General features: G+C 66.2%; 17 protein-coding genes and 1 pseudogene. 12 read left to right on the plus strand and 6 right to left on the minus strand.

Translation table 11 applies throughout. From position 1 onward, the window contains the following. Together Q0602_RS14355 and Q0602_RS14360 are read left to right on the plus strand one after the other, a co-directional pair. A pseudogene (locus tag Q0602_RS14355) lies at nt 1-250 on the plus strand (cyanate transporter); the annotation flags it as partial. Between the two features lie 96 nt (nt 251-346). Further along, complete coding sequence (locus Q0602_RS14360) at nt 347-1,186, plus strand: inositol monophosphatase family protein (protein WP_298844692.1); 840 nt, start codon at nt 347-349, stop codon at nt 1,184-1,186. Between the two features lie 286 nt (nt 1,187-1,472). Here the strand turns inward: Q0602_RS14360 and Q0602_RS14365 are convergent, their stop codons facing one another. After that, complete coding sequence (locus Q0602_RS14365; protein ID WP_298844695.1) at nt 1,473-2,531, minus strand: SDR family oxidoreductase; 1,059 nt, start codon at nt 2,529-2,531, stop codon at nt 1,473-1,475. 158 nt (nt 2,532-2,689) lie between these two features. On the opposite strand from Q0602_RS14365, the gene Q0602_RS14370 reads away from it, so the two are divergent. The 7 genes from Q0602_RS14370 (at nt 2,690) to Q0602_RS14400 (ending at nt 10,331) form a co-directional block, all read left to right on the plus strand. Next, entirely contained in the window at nt 2,690-3,646 is a 957-nt protein-coding gene (locus Q0602_RS14370) for a LysR family transcriptional regulator (RefSeq protein WP_298844829.1), read from the plus strand. Nucleotides 3,647-3,688: 42 nt separating this feature from the next. Further along, nucleotides 3,689-4,138, plus strand: a complete 450-nt coding sequence (locus Q0602_RS14375) for a MarR family winged helix-turn-helix transcriptional regulator (RefSeq protein ID WP_298844697.1) — start codon at nt 3,689-3,691, stop codon at nt 4,136-4,138. A gap of 92 nt (nt 4,139-4,230) precedes the next feature. Next, nucleotides 4,231-4,659, plus strand: a complete 429-nt coding sequence (locus Q0602_RS14380; RefSeq protein WP_298844699.1) for an organic hydroperoxide resistance protein — start codon at nt 4,231-4,233, stop codon at nt 4,657-4,659. Between the two features lie 245 nt (nt 4,660-4,904). Further along, nucleotides 4,905-6,296 (plus strand): C4-dicarboxylate transporter DcuC, encoded by a 1,392-nt coding sequence (dcuC, locus tag Q0602_RS14385; RefSeq protein WP_295035219.1) that lies wholly within the window; start codon nt 4,905-4,907, stop codon nt 6,294-6,296. A 76-nt stretch (nt 6,297-6,372) separates the two neighbouring features. Then, complete coding sequence (locus Q0602_RS14390; protein WP_298844701.1) at nt 6,373-7,746, plus strand: lyase family protein; 1,374 nt, start codon at nt 6,373-6,375, stop codon at nt 7,744-7,746. A 96-nt stretch (nt 7,747-7,842) separates the two neighbouring features. Beyond that, the gene (locus Q0602_RS14395) at nt 7,843-8,820 is read left to right on the plus strand and encodes a hypothetical protein (RefSeq protein WP_298844703.1); all 978 of its coding nucleotides are present in this window, start codon (nt 7,843-7,845) and stop codon (nt 8,818-8,820) included. A 182-nt stretch (nt 8,821-9,002) separates the two neighbouring features. Continuing rightward, on the plus strand, nt 9,003-10,331 hold the full coding sequence (locus Q0602_RS14400) for an OprD family porin (RefSeq protein ID WP_298844706.1): 1,329 nt from the start codon (nt 9,003-9,005) through the stop codon (nt 10,329-10,331). Between the two features lie 39 nt (nt 10,332-10,370). Here Q0602_RS14400 and Q0602_RS14405 read toward each other — a convergent pair whose 3' ends face one another. After that, nucleotides 10,371-11,318 (minus strand): LysR family transcriptional regulator, encoded by a 948-nt coding sequence (locus Q0602_RS14405; RefSeq protein ID WP_298844709.1) that lies wholly within the window; start codon nt 11,316-11,318, stop codon nt 10,371-10,373. A gap of 146 nt (nt 11,319-11,464) precedes the next feature. Next, on the minus strand, nt 11,465-11,845 hold the full coding sequence (locus Q0602_RS14410) for an RcnB family protein (protein ID WP_298844712.1): 381 nt from the start codon (nt 11,843-11,845) through the stop codon (nt 11,465-11,467). Nucleotides 11,846-12,062: 217 nt separating this feature from the next. Here Q0602_RS14410 and Q0602_RS14415 point away from each other — a divergent pair, with 217 nt between their 5' ends. Next, nucleotides 12,063-13,265 (plus strand): MFS transporter, encoded by a 1,203-nt coding sequence (locus tag Q0602_RS14415; RefSeq protein ID WP_295035208.1) that lies wholly within the window; start codon nt 12,063-12,065, stop codon nt 13,263-13,265. Between the two features lie 101 nt (nt 13,266-13,366). Then, nucleotides 13,367-13,915: a DUF924 family protein gene (locus Q0602_RS14420; RefSeq protein WP_298844717.1), complete on the plus strand. Its 549-nt coding sequence runs from the start codon at nt 13,367-13,369 to the stop codon at nt 13,913-13,915. A 12-nt stretch (nt 13,916-13,927) separates the two neighbouring features. On the opposite strand, the gene Q0602_RS14425 is transcribed toward Q0602_RS14420, so the two are convergent. Further along, nucleotides 13,928-14,530, minus strand: coding sequence for a LysE family translocator (locus Q0602_RS14425; protein ID WP_298844720.1), 603 nt, complete (start codon nt 14,528-14,530; stop codon nt 13,928-13,930). Then, nucleotides 14,527-15,267 carry an alanyl-tRNA editing protein gene (locus Q0602_RS14430; protein WP_298844724.1) on the minus strand — a complete coding sequence of 247 codons (741 nt, stop codon included), beginning with the start codon at nt 15,265-15,267 and terminating at the stop codon, nt 14,527-14,529. Before Q0602_RS14430 ends, Q0602_RS14425 begins: the two co-directional genes overlap by 4 nt. A 126-nt stretch (nt 15,268-15,393) precedes the next feature. Between Q0602_RS14430 and Q0602_RS14435 the strand changes: the two genes are divergently transcribed. Continuing rightward, nucleotides 15,394-16,791, plus strand: a complete 1,398-nt coding sequence (locus tag Q0602_RS14435; protein WP_298844727.1) for a PLP-dependent aminotransferase family protein — start codon at nt 15,394-15,396, stop codon at nt 16,789-16,791. 32 nt (nt 16,792-16,823) lie between these two features. Here Q0602_RS14435 and Q0602_RS14440 read toward each other — a convergent pair whose 3' ends face one another. Beyond that, nucleotides 16,824-17,288, minus strand: a complete 465-nt coding sequence (locus Q0602_RS14440) for an Lrp/AsnC family transcriptional regulator (protein WP_298844729.1) — start codon at nt 17,286-17,288, stop codon at nt 16,824-16,826. Nucleotides 17,289-17,421 lie beyond the last annotated feature (133 nt).

The following is a 17,421-nucleotide window of genomic DNA, read 5'->3' on the forward strand; positions in this document are numbered from 1 at the left end:
CATGGCGTTGACCCTGCTGGCGCTGCGCGCGCCGGACGCCACCACCGCCGCCAGCCTCTCGGCGATGGCCCAGGGCATCGGCTATACCCTGGCGGCGATGGGGCCGCTGCTGGTGGGCGTGCTGCACGACTGGAGCGGCGGCTGGAACGTGGTGGGCATTCTGGTGAGCGCGATTGCGCTGGGCGCGCTGGTCATGGCCTTGGGTGCCGGCCGCGATCGCCAGGTGGCCTCGACCCAGGGTGTGGATTGACGACGTGGACTGACGGCGCGGACCGGCACACGCCGACGAACCTGGGCGGCGGAATCGGTTACCCTAGGAACGAGACCAACGACCCAGGAGACTCGCATGCCAGCCAGAGCCATCAGCCTCGAGCAACAGCAGCGTCTGATCGAGATCGTGCGCGATGCCGCCAAGACCGAAATCGTGCCGCGCTTTCGCAATCTCTCCGAGGACGCGATCCGCTCGAAGAGTGCGCCGGACGACCTGGTGACCGATGCCGACCAGGGTGCGGAGCGGATGATGACGGCGGCGATTCGCGAGCTGCTGCCGGAGGCGACGGTGATCGGCGAGGAGGCAGTGGCCGACGGCAGCGCCAATCTCGACGATATCGCCGGCGCCGAGCTGGCCCTGATCATCGACCCGGTCGATGGCACCTGGAACTTCGCCCGCGGGCTCAACCAGTTCGGCGTGATCCTGGCCGCCACCAGCTTCGGCGAGACGATCTTCGGCCTGCTCTACGATCCGCTGGCGGACGACTGGATCGTCGCGCGCCACGGCGAGGGCGCCTGGTTCGGCCGCCCCGACGGCACGCAGCGCCGGCTGCAGGTGTCGAGTACCGACAACTTCGACGAGATGGTCGGCTCCACCTCGATCCGGCTGTTCGCCAAACCGCAGCAGTATCAGCTGGCGGCGACCTTCCCCGACTTCCAGCGCATGATGGCCTTCGGCTGCGCCTGCCACGAATATCGCACCATGGCGTTCGGCTTCGTCGACTTCATGCTAACCGGCAAGCTGATGCCGTGGGATCACGCCGCGGGGCTGATGATCCACGCCGAAGCCGGCGGCTATTCGGCGCTGCTCGACGGCACGCCCTACCAACCGACGATTCACCAGGGCACGGTGCTGGCGGCCAGCTCGCGGGCGCGTTGGGAGCAGCTGCGCGAGAAGTTCAGCTTTCTGGGCTAAAAAGTGCCTGCGCTCGCCCATGCGGCGTTAAAAATTGGCTCACTGAACAACGTTCAGAACGTCCGAAGGACGGCCCGGAGGGCGAGCGGAGCGAGTCACATGCTCATTTACACCCCGTAAACTCCGCGTTTTCGCCAATTTTTGCCTTGCCTGGCCTTCGCTCGTCGACTTTTTACGCAGGGCACTGGCCATCATCATTGACCACCAAGACGACGAAAACCGGCGCCGAGAAGGCGCCGGTTTTCTTTTCTGCAGCCAATCGGGACAAACCGATCAGCCAGATCGATCAGGGAATGATCTTCTCGGCGCGCAGACGATCGAACAGATCGAAGAAGGCCGCTCGCGTTTCGCGGAAGTGATCGAAGCCGAAGTCGCGGGACTTGGTGGTGTCGTTGACGCACTCCTGGTCGCGGCCGAGGTCGGCGTCGGTGTGCCACCAGGAGGCCAGCTTGGCGACATCCGATTCGACCAGATCGTGCTTTTCGGCGATCTCGCGCCAGGTCGATTCCGCACCGGCCATCTGCGATTCCAGCGGCTGCGGCGTCTCCGGGCACTCCGGCACGTCCAAGCCAAAATACTCGCCGATCTCGCGCCACATCCGGCGCCAGCGGAACACATCGCCATTGACGGTGTTGAAGGCCTGGTTGGCCGCGCCCGGCGTGGTCGCCGCCCACTCCATCTGCCGCGCCAGCACCAGCGCGTCGGTCATGTCGGTGAGCGCGTTCCACTGGGTCCGGGAGCCGGGGAACACGAACGGCTGGCCGGTCGCCTGGCAGATCGAGGCGTAGACGGCGATCGTCGTGCCCATGTTCATGGCGTTGCCGCGGGCGTAGCCGATCACGGTATGCGGGCGGTGCACGTTCCAGGTAAAGCCGTGGCGCTCGGCGGCTTCGAACAGCACGTCCTCCAGCGCGTAGTAGAAGTTGTCGCCCGGCACCCGCGGCTCGGATTCGCGGAACGGCGTTTCGGTACGTCCGCTGCCGTAGGCCTCGAACGAGCCCAGATACTGCTTGGTGCCGGTGACCAGAGAGGCGTGATCGAGCTTGTCGCTGTCGAGCGCTTCGAACAGATTGCGCATCATCTGGCTGTTGGCTTCGACGTTGGCGCGCTCGTTGTCGCGGCGAATCCAGGTGCAGTAGAAGACGTGGGTGATCGGCAGCCCGGCCAGGGCCTGCTCGGTGGCGGGCCTGTCCAGCAGATCGGCGGCGACGGGAATCACGCCGCTCTGCTCGGTAGCGCGACGTGACAGACCGTAGACGGTCCAGCCGCTGGCCACCAGATAAGATGCCAGGTTGCCGCCGGTGATACCGGTGGCGCCGACGACGAGTGCAGTGCCTTTACGCATGATCGATGACCTCCTTCCAAGTTCGGGAAGATCCGGATTGCGCCGGATCGATGAACGCAGTCTGGTAGCGCCTGATCGTTGCTACAATCGAAAGCATCGCAAATCTTTATTGTGCTGAACGCAACTCCAGGAATTTCAGAACCGTGAACGTCAATTCGCTGGATCTCAACGCCCTGCGCGTCTTCGAACGCGTTGCGGCCACCGGTAGCTTCACCGCCGCCGCGCACCACTTCCACCGCGCGGTCTCCTCGATATCGCGCCAGATTCGCGGGCTGGAAGAGGCGCTCGGCCAGCCGCTGCTCTACCGGCATACCCGCGCGGTCGCGCTCACCGAGGCGGGCTGGCGTTACTACGAGGAGGTCCGCGAGATCCTGGAGCGACTCGATCTCGCCAACGAAGCGCTGGCCTATCCCGACGCCGAGCCCAGCGGCGTACTGCGGATCAATGCGCCGGTCGCTTTCGGCCAGCGCCAGATCGTGCCGCTGCTGCATGCTTTCCAGCGCCAACATTCAGGCATCACCGCCGAACTGCAGCTGAGCGACCAGGTCATCGATCCGGTGCGCGAGGGTCAGGACATCACGTTCCGCGTCGGCGACCTGGCCGACTCCTCGCTGGTGGCGCGGCGGCTGGCGCCGATGAACTACGTGGTCGCCGCGGCCCCGAGCTATCTCGAAGCGCACGGCGAGCCGCGGACGCCCGAGGCGCTGGCCGATCACAACTGCCTGCTCTACCAGGGCGAGATGGGCCGCCAGCGCTGGTATTTCCAGGCGCCGGAGCAGAGCGGTTCGACGCCGTTCGAGGTCAGCGGCAATCTCTACAGCAACGACGCCGAGAGCCTGCTGCGCGCCGCGCTGCTGGGCCAGGGACTGGTGCTGTTCCCCACCTGGCTGATCGGCGATGCGCTGTCGAAGGGGGATCTGGTTCCTCTCTTGGACGCTTGGCGCGGCGAAGTCATGCCCGGCCGCCGCGATATCCACGTGCTGACCACCGAACGCCGCCTGCGAACGCGCAAGGTGCGCGCGTTTCTCGACTATCTGCTGGAATCGCTAGAGCCACAGCCGGCCTGGGATCGGTGGCGTGAACGAATAGGCGGCATCTCGAGTGACCATAGATAAACCTAATTAGCGATTGAATCGTACGCGATATAGATTGACCCCATGACGACACGCAACGAGACCGACGACACGCTGGCCCTGGAATCGCAGCTCTGCTTCGCGCTCTATTCGACCCAACTGGCGATGAACAAGCTTTACCGCGGCCTGCTGCGCGAGCTCGATCTGACCTATCCCCAGTACCTGACCATGCTGGTGCTGTGGCAGCGGGACCGGCAGACGGTATCGGAGATCGGCGAACAGCTGTACCTGGATTCGGCCACGCTGACACCGCTGTTGAAACGGCTGGAAGCGGCGGCGCTCATCACCCGGCAGCGCTCACGCCAGGATGAACGCCAGGTGGAGATCGCGTTGACCGAGAAGGGCCGTTCGCTGCGCGAGCAGGCCAAGGCGATCCCCCATGCCGTCGGCTGCGCGGCCCAGTGCACGCCCGAGGAAGCCGCCGAACTGCGCGATGCTCTGCATGGGCTGCGCCAGCGACTCGACGGCCAGTGAAGCGCTCGCACGATTGGCGAAGACAATTTTTACCCCAATAGATCGTGCACGATTTAATCGACCACGATCATAAACCCGAAAGGAGATTCACCATGTCACTCGATAAAGTCCTCTACCGCGCCGAAGCAACTGTCACTGGTGGCCGCGACGGCCGTGCCACCGCCGCCGACGGAGCCATCGACTTCAAGCTGTCGACACCCAAGGAGCTGGGCGGCGCCGGCGGTGACGGCACCAACCCGGAGCAGCTGTTCGCGGCTGGCTACTCCGCCTGCTTCATCGGCGCGCTGAAGCTGGTCGCCTCGAAAGAGAAGGCCAAGCTGCCTGACGACACCCGGATCCAGGGCGAAGTCGGCATCGGCCCCAAGGGCGACGCTTTCGGCATCGAAGCCACGCTGACGGTGAAGCTGCCGGGCATGGATCGGGCACAGGCCGAAGCGCTGGTGGAGAAGGCGCATCAGGTCTGCCCTTACTCCAATGCCACCCGTGGCAATATCGACGTGACGCTAAACGTCGAGGTGTAAGCCGGCGTCGGCAGCGTCGACGCTCGCCCAGTCCGGACACCCCAGCCCCCTGAAGAGGGGGCCCGGGGTGTCGTGCTTTGGTCGTAGCGGCCATCGCCGAGGCGCCACGACTATCCAGAAAACAACTTATAATCAGTAGCTTATAAAAACATGCAAAAACGCGATGCGGGCATAGCAACAACGCAATGGTCTCGCGCCGCCGGCGCTGACTACCGTGTCGACTCCAACAATCAAGGGATTCGATCATGGTCGCGTTTCTCATAGCCATGGCGGTGACGGCGTTCGCCGGCACGCTGGTCATCAAGAAATACCAACCGCAGACCGTGCTGCTGCTGGCCGGTCTGGCGCTGTTCGTCACCACGGCGCTGTTCTTCCCCGCCCAGTCGATCCTGTTCAAGGAGACCGAGACCAGCGGCTGGGCCGGCTTCGATATCTTCGAGTTCATCCACCAGATCATGTCCTACCGCCTGGCCGGGCTGGGGTTGATCATCATGGCCGCCGGCGGCTTCGCCAAGTACATGGACCATATCGGCGCCACCCAGGCGATGGTCAATATCGGCACCCGGCCGCTGGCCCGGATGCGTGCGCCCTATCTGGTGCTGGCGCTCGGCTATGCGGTGGGCCAGGTGCTCAATATCTTCATCCCCAGCGCGGCGGGGCTGGCCATGCTGCTGCTGGTCACGCTCTATCCCACCCTGGTGCGCCTCGGCGTCAGCAAGGCCTCCGCCGCGGCAATGATCGGGATGACCTCAGTGCTCGACCTGGGGCCGGCCTCCGGCACCGCCAACCTGGCGGCGCATACCGCCAACATGGACGTGGCGATCTACTTCGCCCAGTACCAGATTCCCGCATCGCTGTTCATCGTGCCGGTGATCTGCGTGCTGACCTACTTCAGCGCCAAGTATTTCGATCGCCGCAGCGGCCATATTGTCGACCCCGATCCCACCGCCCATGCAGTCGCCGATGGCGAGTCGGAGGCCCAGCGCGTGCCCGGCTTCTATGCGCTGCTGCCGATCCTGCCGCTGACGCTGATCCTGGTCTTCAGCAAGCTGCTGATCCATCAGATCGAGATCGGCGTGGTGACCGCGATGATCATCGGCGCCGTGCTGGGCCTGTTCTGCGAGATGGTGCGCAAGCGTCGTGAGCTGCAGGCGGTGTTCAAGGGCTTCATGACCTTCTTCCAGGGCATGGGCCAGATGTTCTCCTCGATCATCTCGCTGATCATCTGCGCCGAGTTCTTCGCCGCCGGTCTCACCGCCATCGGTGCCATCGACTTCATGATCGGCGCGGCCCAGGGCGCGGGCTTCGGCCTGTTCGGGATGACCCTGGTCACCTGTCTGCTGGTGGCGGTGACCGCGATTCTCACCGGCTCCGGCAACGCGGCGTTCTTCTCCTTCGCCGGACTGGCGCCCAACGTCGCCGCCGCCACCGCTGCCGGCCCGGTAGCGTTGTTGCTGCCGCTGCAGTTCACCGCCGGGATCGCGCGCTCGCTGTCACCGGTTTCCGGGGTGATCATCGCCGTCAGCGAGGCCGCCGGCTGCTCGCCCATCGATATCGTCAAGCGCACCGCGATCCCGCTGATCGGCGGGTTGATCGTGCTGTTCGTCTATACCGCGCTGTTCGTCGGTGTGAAATGAGCCGCGATCTTCCGCCAACCGATGGCCTGAACCTGCGACGTCGACCGACTCTGCACACCTTTGGCGAGAACCGACCATGAATACTGCTCAGCTTCCCGATTCGACCGATCACCTCTTTTCCCGCGACGCCACCTGGCAGGCGTGGCTGGAGGTCGAGCGTGCGCTAGCCCTGACCCAGGCCGAGCGGGGCATGATCCCTGCCGCCGCCGCCGCGGAGATCGAGCGCTGCGCGACCCTCGACCAGCTCGATCGCGAGGCGCTGGCCGCCGATATCGAGCGCACGATGTCGCCGGTGATGTCGCTGGTGCGAGCGCTGGCCGAACGCTGCGAGGGCGACGCCGGCGGCTATGTCCATCTCGGCGCCACCACCCAGAACATCATCCTCACTGGCAAGATGCTGCAGCTCGAGCGCTCGCACCGCTGGCTCAAGGCGCAGCTCGCCGCACAGCTCCAGTGCCTGGCGGATCTCGCCGAGCGCGGCGCCGAGTGGCCGTGCGTCTCGCGCACCAACCGCCGCCACGCCCTGCCGATCACCTTCGGCTACAAGGTCGCCGGCTGGATCGAGGAGCTGGAGCGCAACGTCGAGCGGCTGGAGGCGGTGGAATCCCGCGCCTTCGTGCTCACCTTCGGCGGCGCCAGCGGCGCCATGCACAGCTACGGCGACGAGGGGCAGGCACTGGCGCAGGCGCTGGCCGCCCGGCTCGGCCTCGGCGTGTCGCGGGTTCACTCCCGCGCCGCCGTCGATGGCCTGGTCGAGTACATCACCACGCTGGGACTCTACGCCGCCGGCTGCGAGCGTCTCGGCCAGGAGCTCTACACGCTGATGGCCAACGAGCTCGAGGAGGTCAGCGAGAACCAGGGCGAGGAGGTGGTCGGCAGCAGCACCATGCCGCACAAGTTCAACCCCAAGTACGCCGTTAACCTGCTGGCCGAGGCCGGCGAGCTGCGCGGCTTGGTGGCGCCGGCGCTGGAGACCGCCCGCCCCTCCCACGAGGGCGATGCGTCGTGCAATTTTCGCCTCTACAGGCTGCTCGACCAGGCCGGGGCGCTCGCCTATCGCGTCGCCGCCACCCAGCGCACGCTGCTGACCCGGCTGGAGCCCCATCCCGAGCGGATGCGCGAGATCCTGATGGCCAACGCCGCGCCGCTGATGTCCGAGCACATCATGCTCGAACTGAGCGACGAGATCGGCCGCCAGCGCGCCCACGATCTCGTTCATGAGGCCATCGTCGCCAGTCGCGACGGGGCTCGCACCTTTGCCGAGGCGCTGTTCGACGACGACACCGTGCGCCGCCACTACGGCGACCGCGCCACGCTCGAGCAAGCTCTGCTCCCCGAGCACTACACCGGCCGGAGCCGCCAGATCGCGCTGGCGATGGCGGCCTCCGCTCGCGACCTCGCCGGGCGCCTGACTCGGGAACTCAGGGCAACACCTGCATCGGAGCGCTGACAGCGCGGAATGAGAACCACCCCACCGATGCCGAACGCCTCGGTGGCACAACGCCGCATCGACAAGAACGCATCGACAAGAAAAAGAGGAAGGATCATGCCAATAACACCAAGACGCTCTCTTCGCCTCATGCTCGCGCTGGGCAGCATCGCCCTGTCGCCGCTGGCGCACTCGCAGACCTCTCAGGTGTCAAATACTTCGCAGACCCTGGCCACGGGCAGCCATGAGTCGACCCTCACCCTGCCGGAGAGCCAGCGCCGGATCGAGGTGGCCAGTTACGTCCCCGAAGGGGCCGACGCCAAGACGCCGATCGTGTTCGTGCTGACCGGCCTCAAGCGCAACGCCGAGGATTATCGCGACGCCTGGATCGACGCCGCCGACGAGTACGGCTTCACCATCGTGGTGCCGCGCTTCTCCAAGCAGGACTACCCCGGCGTCGCCGGCTACAACCTGGGCAACCTGGTCAGTGCCGACGGCCGGCTCAATCCGCCCGAGGCGTGGTCCTACAACGTCATCGACGGCCTCTTCACCGATCTCGAGCAGTCCGGCCAGACCGAGCGCCAGCGCTACTACCTGTTCGGCCACAGTGCAGGCTGCCAGTTCGTGCACCGCATGCTGACCTTCGCGCCGCAGTCGCGGGTCCAGGCGGCGATCTGTTCGGCGGCGGGCTGGTGGACGCTGCCCGACACCGACAACGAATGGCCCTACGGACTCAAGGACGCACCGGTCGAGGTCGACCGTGATGCCCAGCGCCAGCTTGCCGGGCTCAATCTGCTGGTGACCGTCGGCGCCGAGGACACCGATCCCTGGCACAAGTACCTGCGCCGCAGCTACCAGGCCATGGCCCAGGGCAACAACCGGGTCGAGCGCGCCTGGGTCTACTACAAGACCGCCGAGCAGAAGGCAAACCGCTACGGCTTCGACTTCCACTGGGCGTTCCAGACCGTGCCCGACGTCGGTCACGACAACGCCGGCATCGCTCCCTTCGCCGCCGAGCAGTTCGCCGCCTTCGAGCGCGATGGCGCCTTCGATGTCGTGACCCCGGAGACAGCGCCGGAGAGCGCGCCTCACTAGGCTTCCCTCTTTTCGAGACTCGCCTTTCGCCCTTTCGATCACTGCCCCTCGTCCGCTCAGCGGGCGAGGCAGGAAACCTGCGTCCGCTCGATGGCCAGCGTCGAGCCGTGAGCGGCCGCGCCAGCAGCTCCCGACAATTTCCAGAAGCTCCCCACAACATGAAAAACGAACAGGAGTTCATCATGACCACGCCATGCCACCGCACTACGATCCGGCGACCCCGACTCGCACGCGCGCTCCCGGCCCTTTCGACGACAACGCTTCCGTCGATAGCGACGCCTCTCGCGGGCACCTGCACTTTGGCATTGACCCTGGCGCTCGCCGCCCCGGTCCAAGCCGACTTCCTGGCGGACAGCACCGCCTCGCTGGAGTTCAAGAACTACTTCATCACCCGCGACTACCTCGAGGGCGACCGGGACAACAACAAGCGCGAAGAGTGGGCGCAGGGCTTTCTGTTCCGGGCCGACTCCGGCTTCACCGAAGGCCCGGTCGGCTTCGGCGTCGACACCATCAGCATGCTGGGCGTGAAACTCGACTCGAGCCCGTCCCGTTCCGGCACCGGCCTGCTCGAGATCGACGACGACGGCCGCGCCGAGGACGACTACACCAAGTTCGGCGCCACCGCCAAGATCCGCGCCGGTGAGAGCATCTTGCGCTACGGCTATCTCGAGCCGCGTCTGCCGTCGCTACGTCCCAATTCCAGCCGGCTGTTCACGCAGTCGTTCCTCGGCACCCAGATCACCTCCACCGACATCGACGGGCTGGAGCTGACGGCGGGCCAGCTCAACCGCACTCGACAGCGCGACGAGACCGAGCACGAGCCGATGGCGCTGAATCGCAAGAGCGGCGCCTACGGCAGGGCCACCAGCACCCGCTTCCAGTTCGTCGGCGGGGAGTATCATCTCGGCAAGCGCGCCCGCCTCGGCTATCACTACGCGCAGCTGGAAGACATCTATCGCCAGCACTACGTGGGGCTGAGCGACGGCATCGATCTGGGTTCGGGTCGGCTGGGTGCCGACATACGCTACTTCGACGCCAGCGAACAGGGCGCCGCCGAGGCCGGCGAGGTGGACAACCGCGCCGTCAGCACGCGGCTGCGCTATCGGCTGGACGGACACACCTTCAGTGGTGGCTATCAGTCCCAGTTCGGCGACACCCCCTTCACCTACCTGAGCGGTACCAACGTCTACCTGTTTTCCCAGTACCAGATCAGCAACTTCACCGAGACCGGAGAGCGGGTCTGGCACGCCCGCTACGACTACGACTTCAGCGATCTCGGCCTGCCCGGACTGACCTTCATGGTTCGCTATGCCATGGGCGACCAGGCCAGCGTCAACGGCTTCGACGGCGAGGCGCGGGAGTGGGAACGGGATGTCGACATCGAATACATCGTCCAGGGCGGCATGCTCGAAGGATTGTCGCTGCGCTGGCGCAACGCCTCACGCCGCGCCAACTTCACCCGCGACGTCAACGAGAACCGCATCCTGCTCGGCTATACGCTGAAGCTCTAGTACGGCCGACCCCGTCACCGCCAGGCGGCGCTGTCCGCTTCAGGAGAGCAGCGTGACACCGTCACGGAACGCGCGGTCTTGCCGGCCGCGCGCCTCCAGCGTCTCGCGCAAGGCGTCGATGAAGCGCCGTGCGATGGGGCGCTGCCCCGCCGGGGGGAGGATGCAGGCGTAGGTCAGCTCGGTGGCGGGCGTGACCGGCCGCATTACCGTGCCGCCCGCCGCTACGCCCGATCCGGCGGTGGCACCGCAGCAGGCCAGGTCGAGCAGCCCCAACCCGAAGCCGGCCTCGACGAAGCGTGGCACCAGCTGCGTCGAGCCGACCTCCAGCGCGATCCGGGGTCTTCGCCCGATTTCCTCGAACAGCCGGTCCAGCCGCTGACGCCAGATCTGCTGCGGCTTGAGCGTGACGAAGGGCGACTCCAGCAGCGCCTCGACCGGCACCCGATCAAGGGTTGCCAGTGGATGGTTCGCCGGCATCAGCACCTGGGTGGTCGCCTGCAGCAGCGGCTCCACCGCCAGCTCGACGATGGCGTTCTCCACCGGCAGCGAGAGCAGTCCGATGTTGTAACGGCGCGATCCCACCTGGCGCTCGACGTCGAAGCGACTGCCGATATCGATCTTGCAGTTGAGCTCGCGGCAGCACTCGCGAAGGCGGGCGACCGCCGCCGGCAGCAGCGTGGCGCCGATGGGGGCGGAGGTGATGATGCGCAGGCTCTCGACCGTCTGCTGGCGAATCTCGCCGGCGATGGTGGGGATCTCCTCGACGGCGTTGAGAATGTGCTCGGCTTCGCGATAGAAGCGCTCGCCTTCCAGCGTCAGCAACAGTCGCTGGTGGGTCCGCTCGAACAGTGTCAGCTTGAGCTCCGCCTCCAGCGAGGCGATCAACCGGCTGGCGGCGGGCTGGCTCAGGTTGGCCGCCTGCGCCGCCGCCGACAGCGAACCGCGCAGGACGGTCAATCGAAACAGTCGGAGCGCCTTGAGATTCATGGGAAGTCGACTCTGCCAGGCCATCGGAGCGAAGAGCCTACCAGAAGCCGGGAAAGAGACACTGCCGCTTTGGTGGCAGGCCGCCTATGCCGGGAGCCAAGGCGCCGCCCCCGCCGACGGTCAGCACTCCAGGACGATCGCCGTGATCAACGATTCAGTACGATCGCCGTGATCACGCCGGTGGCGACGGCAGCCAGCACGTAGTCGCCGTCGATGTTCAGCCAGCGGTGCCCTCGCGGCGGTTCCCGCAGATGCCGCGCGTGCCAGTCGCGCACCCAGTAGCGATCGTCGCGGTAGTAGCGGTCGGCGAGATGGCCGCCCTCGTGCCAGCCGCGATGGTCTCGATAGTCGTCATGGCCCCCGCCATGTCGATCGTGATGATCATGGCCGTGATGGTCGTGGCCGTGAGGGCCTTTGCCGTGAGGGCCATGCCCTTTTCCGTGGCCATGCCCTGGATCGGCCTGGGCGATCCCGGCGGTGCCCAGCGCGGCGATCAGGACGCCGATGGTGACGACGCGGTGTTTCATGGAACTCTCCTCTCATTGCCGTCGATGGCAAGATGGATCCAGCATGAAACGCCAATAAGAAAACAGTGTTCACGAATTGTGCATTCTGCCTGACCGCCCGGCGCCGACGGCGCCGTTCGGGAGAGCCTGCGTGCAAACTGCGGCAGATCTCACTTAGCATGCTAATATCGCAGGACCCTGATCCTTCCATCCCATCCTTCACCCGGACTTGCCGCCCGTGTCAGCGACCGCCTCCCAATCCGCAGCGCCTACGCCCTGGCCCACGATCATTCTGCTGGCGATGACCGCCTTCTGCGCCTCCGCCACCCAGCGTATCCTCGATCCGATGCTGCCGCGCCTCGCCGAGGTCTATACCACCACCCTGAGCGCCGCCTCCTGGGCCATCACCGCCTTCGCCATCGTCTACGGCTGCCTGCAGTTGGTGCTGGGGCCCAGCGGCGACCGTTACGGCAAGCTGCGCGTGATCTCGCTGTTCTCCCTGCTCGCCGCCGTGGCCAGCCTGCTGTGCGCGCTGTCGGGTACGCTGGCGACGCTGATCGCGGCACGCATGCTGGCGGGCGTGGGGTGCGCCGCGGTCATCCCGCTGGCGATGGCGTGGATCGGCGACAACGTCCCCTACGAGCAGCGCCAGGCGGTGCTGGCACGCTTTCTGATCGGGCAGATCTGTGGTTTGGCCTGCGGCCAGACATTCGGTGGGCTGGCTGCGGAGCAGGATTGGTGGCAGTGGCCGTTTCTGGTCTACACCCTGCTGTTCGCCGCCGCCAGCGGGCTGCTGTGGTACCGCGCCGGACGTCACGAGCGGCCCCAGGGGCGCAAGCCGGAGTCCCTCGGCGTGAGCCTGCGCTACGTGTTGCAGAAGTCCTGGCCGAGGGTGGTACTGATCGCGGTGTTCTGCGAGGGCGCCGCCGTGTTCTGCGGTTTCGCCTTCGTCGCCAGTCACCTGCATGTCGTCGGCGGGCTGCCGCTGACCGAGGCCGGGCTGATCCTGGCGGTGTTCGCGCTCGGGGGCTTGAGTTTCGCGCTGCTGGCACGGCGACTGGTGCCGAGACTCGGCGAAAGCGGGCTGTGCCAGCTGGGCTGCGTGCTGATCGCGATCGCGCTGGCCGCCATCTGCCTGAAGCCGACGCCCGGTGTCGGCGTCATCGGCTGCTACCTGTTCGGGCTGGGCTTCTACATGCTCCACAACACGCTGCAGACCACCGCCACCCAGATGGCGCCGGAGCGGCGCGGCGCGGCGGTGTCGCTGTTCGCCACCGCCTTCTTCACCGGGCAGTCGCTGGGCACTGCGGTCGGCGGCGGCATCATCGCGCTGTCCGGTACCACGCCGACCCTGGCCCTCGCCGCCGTCGCGGTGCTGCCGGTCGGCTTCGGCTTCGCCTGGCAGATCCGTCGGCGCGACCGGGCCCTGGTGCCAGCCTGATCTCCGTACGCCCCCCGCGGCTCGTCATCTATGGCGCCAGGGCCGCAGTGCGATAAGCTGCCGGACTCGATGCCCCATCCGCTGGCCCGGAGGCCGACTCGATGACGATCGCCACGCCGCAACAGGTTCTCGACTTCTGGTTCGAGGCGCTGACTCCCAGGGACTGGTTCCGCAAGGACACGGAGCTGGATCGCGCCATCGCCGAGCGATTCGGCGAGACGCTGGCCGCCGCCGCGCATTGCGAATGCTGGCGGTGGCGCGAGACGCCTCCCGGTCGGCTGGCGGAGATCCTGGTGCTCGACCAGTTCTCGCGCAACGTTCATCGCGACACCCCGGCCGCCTTCGCCCAGGACCCGCTGGCCCTCGCGCTGGCGCAGGAGACGATCGCCGCCGGCGATGACGCCAGATTGCCCACGCCGCAGCGGATCTTCGTCTACATGCCGTTCATGCACAGCGAGTCGCTGGCGATCCACGACCGGGCGACCGGACTGTTCGACCAGCCCGGGATGGAGGAGCAGGTCCGCTTCGAGCATCGCCACCGCGAGATCATCGAACGCTTCGGCCGCTATCCGCACCGCAACGCGATCCTGGGGCGAAAATCGACACCGGAGGAGATCGAGTTCCTGCGTCAGCCGGGCTCGTCGTTCTAGCTGCGCATCGTGCTAGCTTAGGATGAAGCCCACGCAGGCTGCCGTCGCCAGCCCCATCACGCCGTTGAAGATGCGCCACGCTCGTGGCGTCTTCAACAACCTGCCGATCGCCATGCCGAAGCCGGCCCAGCACGAGATGCAGAAAAATCCGACGAACTCCATGAACAGCGATAGCACGGTCGCGTTCACGATCAGTGATCCCTGGTGCGGCATGAACCCGGCGATCAGCGCGATACCCATGACCCACGCCTTGGGATTGACGAACTGGAACACCGCCGCCTGCCATGCGGTCAGCGGTCGTGCGCCCTCCCTGGCAGCCAGGTCCGGTGGTGGCGCTGTGGCGATCTTCCAAGCCAGGTAGAGCAGGTAGATGGCGCCGATGATCTTGAGCGCCTGCTGAACCACCGGAAAGCGCTCGAACAGCACGCCCAACCCCAACGCCACCGCCATGAACAGCACGAAACAGCCCGCCATGATGCCGAAGATGTGCGGCAGCGTGCGGCGATAGCCGTAGAGCGCGCCGGAGGCGGTCAACATCACGTTGTTGGGGCCGGGCGTGCCGGTCATCGAGATCGAGAACAGCGCCACCGAGAACCACCAGGCCAGCGAGGTCATTGGCCACCGCCCGGCGCTTCCGCCCAGGTCAGGGTGAAGCGGCGATTGCGCGCGCCGCGATTCTTGATGCTGGCGACCTGGACCGGGCCGACCTCGGCGGTGGAGGCGACGTGTGTGCCGCCGCAGGGTTGATAGTCGACGTCGCCGATGCGGACCATCCGGATCTCGCCAGCGCCGCGTGGCGGTGCCACCGACATCGTCTTCACCAGTTCGGGCCGGGCGTCGAGCTCGGCTTCGCTGATCCACTCGCTGGTCACCGGATAGTCGGCTGCGATCAGCGCATTGAGCCGCTCGCTCAGCTCCTCCTTGTCGAAGCTGGCCTCGCCGAGATCGAAATCGAGCCGGCCACGATCGGCACCGATGCTGCCGCCGGTGACGCCATGGGGAACGACGACGGACAGCAGATGCAGCGCGGTGTGCATGCGCATGTGGGCGTAGCGCCGCGCCCAGTCGATCTGCTGGGTGACGCTCTGCCCTGCCTCCAGCCCATGGTTCGGGTCGAGCAGGTGATGGACCTGCCCGTTGGCGCCCTTGCGCGTGTCATGAACCGTCAAGGTGCGGCCATCGGCGGTGATGAACACGCCCCGGTCCCCCGGCTGTCCGCCACCGTGGGGGTAGAACAGCGTGGCATCCGTCACCACCACGCCGTCTTCGCCAATTGCCCCTGTCGTTGACAGCACGGTCGCCAGGCTTTCGCGGGCGTAAGGCAGTTCGCGGAACGTCAGGGCAGTAGACATCGGAAACCTCTCGGAGAATCGTTTCTCAAAATCGCATGGGTACAATTCTATTGACTTTGCGGCCCGCAGGCCGAACAATTCGAGCATAAACCGCGTAATCTCCTGGTCAACTCGATTTTTGTCACCATGACAATCTGGAAACCCCTCCTACCCGGCCAAGGCTCGCGCTATCGCGAACTGGCCGATGCCATCGCCGCCGCCGCTGCCAGCGGCGAACTGCCGGCGGGCGCCAAGCTGCCACCGCAACGACGCCTGGCGGACGCCCTCGGCGTCACCGTCGGTACGATCACCCGGGCCTATGCGCTCGCCGAACAGCGCGGGGTCGTCACCGCACGTGTCGGCAGCGGTACCTATGTGCGCGACACGGGGGCGCCCCACCCGGCTTTCGATCATGTCCGCCGCGCCGCGCCGGACAGCGGCGTCGTCGATCTCAGCCTGTCGCTGCCGCCGCCCCACCCGCAACGCGAGGCATCGCTGGCCAATGCGATGCGCTCGATTCAGCACGATCCGGCGCTGTTGCGGGCGGCTATCGACTATCAACCGGAGGCCGGCCAGGAGTGGCAGCGAGAGGTGATCTCGGGTTGGCTGGCAACGCTGGGCCGCGCCGTCCCGGCGGATGAGCTGTTGATCAATCAGGGCGGCATGCATGGCATCTTCCTGAGCCTGAGCGCCCTGTTGTCGCCCGGCGAACGGCTGGCAGCCGAGCGCCTGACCTATCCGGGCCTGATCAGCGGCCTGCAGCAACTCTCGCTCAAGAGCGTGGCGATCGCCCACGACCAGGAAGGCATCGACATCGATGCGCTGGCTCGCGCTTTCGAACAGCAGCCGTTCCGCGCGCTCTACCTGATGCCGGACTGCCATAACCCCACCACTGCGAGGCTGAGCGAGACGCGCCGTCATGCCCTGGTCGCCCTGGCCCGGGAGCGGCAGTTCTGGCTGATCGAGGATGACATCCACCCCCAGCTCGATGACGAACCGGTGACACCGCTCTATCGACTGGCCCCCGAGTGCACGGTGACGCTGTTCTCGGTCGCCAAGCTCCTCGGCGGCGGCCTGCGCGTCGGCGCCATGCGCGCGCCTCCGGCGCTGCAGGGGCGATTGACGGCGGCGCTGCGGGCGCAGAGCTGGATGCCACCGCCGCTGATGGCCTCGCTGGTCTGCCGCTGGATCGAGAGCGGCGACGCCGATGCACTGCTGCAATGGCAGCGCGAAGAGCTGGAGTGGCGCTTTGACCGCGCGATGGAAAGGCTGGGCGAGTTCTCCCCGCGTGGGCATCGCGGCGGATTCTATCTGTGGCTGCCGCTACCGGGCGAGCTGCGTACCAGCCATGTGGTGAGCCAGCTCCAGGCGCAAGGGGTCAACGTCAGCACGGCCGAAAGCTTCTGCCTCGGCAGCGTCAGCGCGCCCCAGGCGATCCGTGTCTGCATCAGCGCCGCGGAGAGCCGCGAAGCGCTGGAACACGCCCTGCGGATCATCGCCACGACACTCGGTGATCCGGATCCGATGCTGTGGCAGACGGTTTGAAACGCTGACCGCAGCCCGGTCGTGAGTCATCGTCACACCGGCAGCGGGCGGCTCTCCGCCAGCGCCTCCATGGCGAAGTAGGAGGTCACGGTGTCGATCTCGAAACCGTCGATCAGGCGCTGGTAGATCAGATCGAAGGCACCGATGTCCCGCGTCACGATCTTGAGCATGTAGTCGTAGTCGCCGCCGATACGATAGAAGTCGATCACTTCGGGAATCCCCAGCACATGTTCGCGGAACGCCGCCAGCCAGGTCCGCGAGTGGCTGCGGGTGCGAATCATGGAGAACACCACCAGCCCGAATCCCAGCGCCTGACGGCTCAGCACCAGCCGCCGCGCCTCGATCACGCCCGCCTCCTCGAGCTGTCTGATCCGCCGCCAGCAAGCGTTCTGGGAGAGATTGACCCGCTCCGCCAGCTCGCGCTGGGAGAGTCCGGGACGCTGCTGCAGCGTACGCAGGATAGCGAGGTTGAAATGATCCAATTTGGCGTTGCTCATGGTGTCAAAACACTCACGTAATGATTGATTCCCAGGTCATATCGAGAAATTTACCCGTCCGCGTCGGGATATCATAGCCGGACGCGCTGGAGGCTCGCGCTCCCCTTTCCACATCCTCCTCTTTCCACATCCT

Origin of the sequence: uncultured Salinicola sp. (assembly GCF_937921195.1) — a bacterium.
Taxonomy (GTDB): domain Bacteria; phylum Pseudomonadota; class Gammaproteobacteria; order Pseudomonadales; family Halomonadaceae; genus Salinicola.

Excerpts from the sequence above, each read along its gene's own strand:
- Q0602_RS14360 (WP_298844692.1), top strand. The coding sequence starts at position 347 with ATGCCAGCCAGAGCCATCAGCCTCGAGCAACAGCAGCGTCTGATCGAG.
- Q0602_RS14365 (WP_298844695.1), bottom strand. The coding sequence starts at position 2,531 with ATGCGTAAAGGCACTGCACTCGTCGTCGGCGCCACCGGTATCACCGGC.
- Q0602_RS14375 (WP_298844697.1), top strand. The coding sequence starts at position 3,689 with ATGACGACACGCAACGAGACCGACGACACGCTGGCCCTGGAATCGCAG.
- Q0602_RS14380 (WP_298844699.1), top strand. The coding sequence starts at position 4,231 with ATGTCACTCGATAAAGTCCTCTACCGCGCCGAAGCAACTGTCACTGGT.
- dcuC (WP_295035219.1), top strand. The coding sequence starts at position 4,905 with ATGGTCGCGTTTCTCATAGCCATGGCGGTGACGGCGTTCGCCGGCACG.
- Q0602_RS14390 (WP_298844701.1), top strand. The coding sequence starts at position 6,373 with ATGAATACTGCTCAGCTTCCCGATTCGACCGATCACCTCTTTTCCCGC.
- Q0602_RS14395 (WP_298844703.1), top strand. The coding sequence starts at position 7,843 with ATGCCAATAACACCAAGACGCTCTCTTCGCCTCATGCTCGCGCTGGGC.
- Q0602_RS14400 (WP_298844706.1), top strand. The coding sequence starts at position 9,003 with ATGACCACGCCATGCCACCGCACTACGATCCGGCGACCCCGACTCGCA.
- Q0602_RS14405 (WP_298844709.1), bottom strand. The coding sequence starts at position 11,318 with ATGAATCTCAAGGCGCTCCGACTGTTTCGATTGACCGTCCTGCGCGGT.
- Q0602_RS14410 (WP_298844712.1), bottom strand. The coding sequence starts at position 11,845 with ATGAAACACCGCGTCGTCACCATCGGCGTCCTGATCGCCGCGCTGGGC.
- Q0602_RS14420 (WP_298844717.1), top strand. The coding sequence starts at position 13,367 with ATGACGATCGCCACGCCGCAACAGGTTCTCGACTTCTGGTTCGAGGCG.
- Q0602_RS14425 (WP_298844720.1), bottom strand. The coding sequence starts at position 14,530 with ATGACCTCGCTGGCCTGGTGGTTCTCGGTGGCGCTGTTCTCGATCTCG.
- Q0602_RS14430 (WP_298844724.1), bottom strand. The coding sequence starts at position 15,267 with ATGTCTACTGCCCTGACGTTCCGCGAACTGCCTTACGCCCGCGAAAGC.
- Q0602_RS14435 (WP_298844727.1), top strand. The coding sequence starts at position 15,394 with ATGACAATCTGGAAACCCCTCCTACCCGGCCAAGGCTCGCGCTATCGC.
- Q0602_RS14440 (WP_298844729.1), bottom strand. The coding sequence starts at position 17,288 with ATGAGCAACGCCAAATTGGATCATTTCAACCTCGCTATCCTGCGTACG.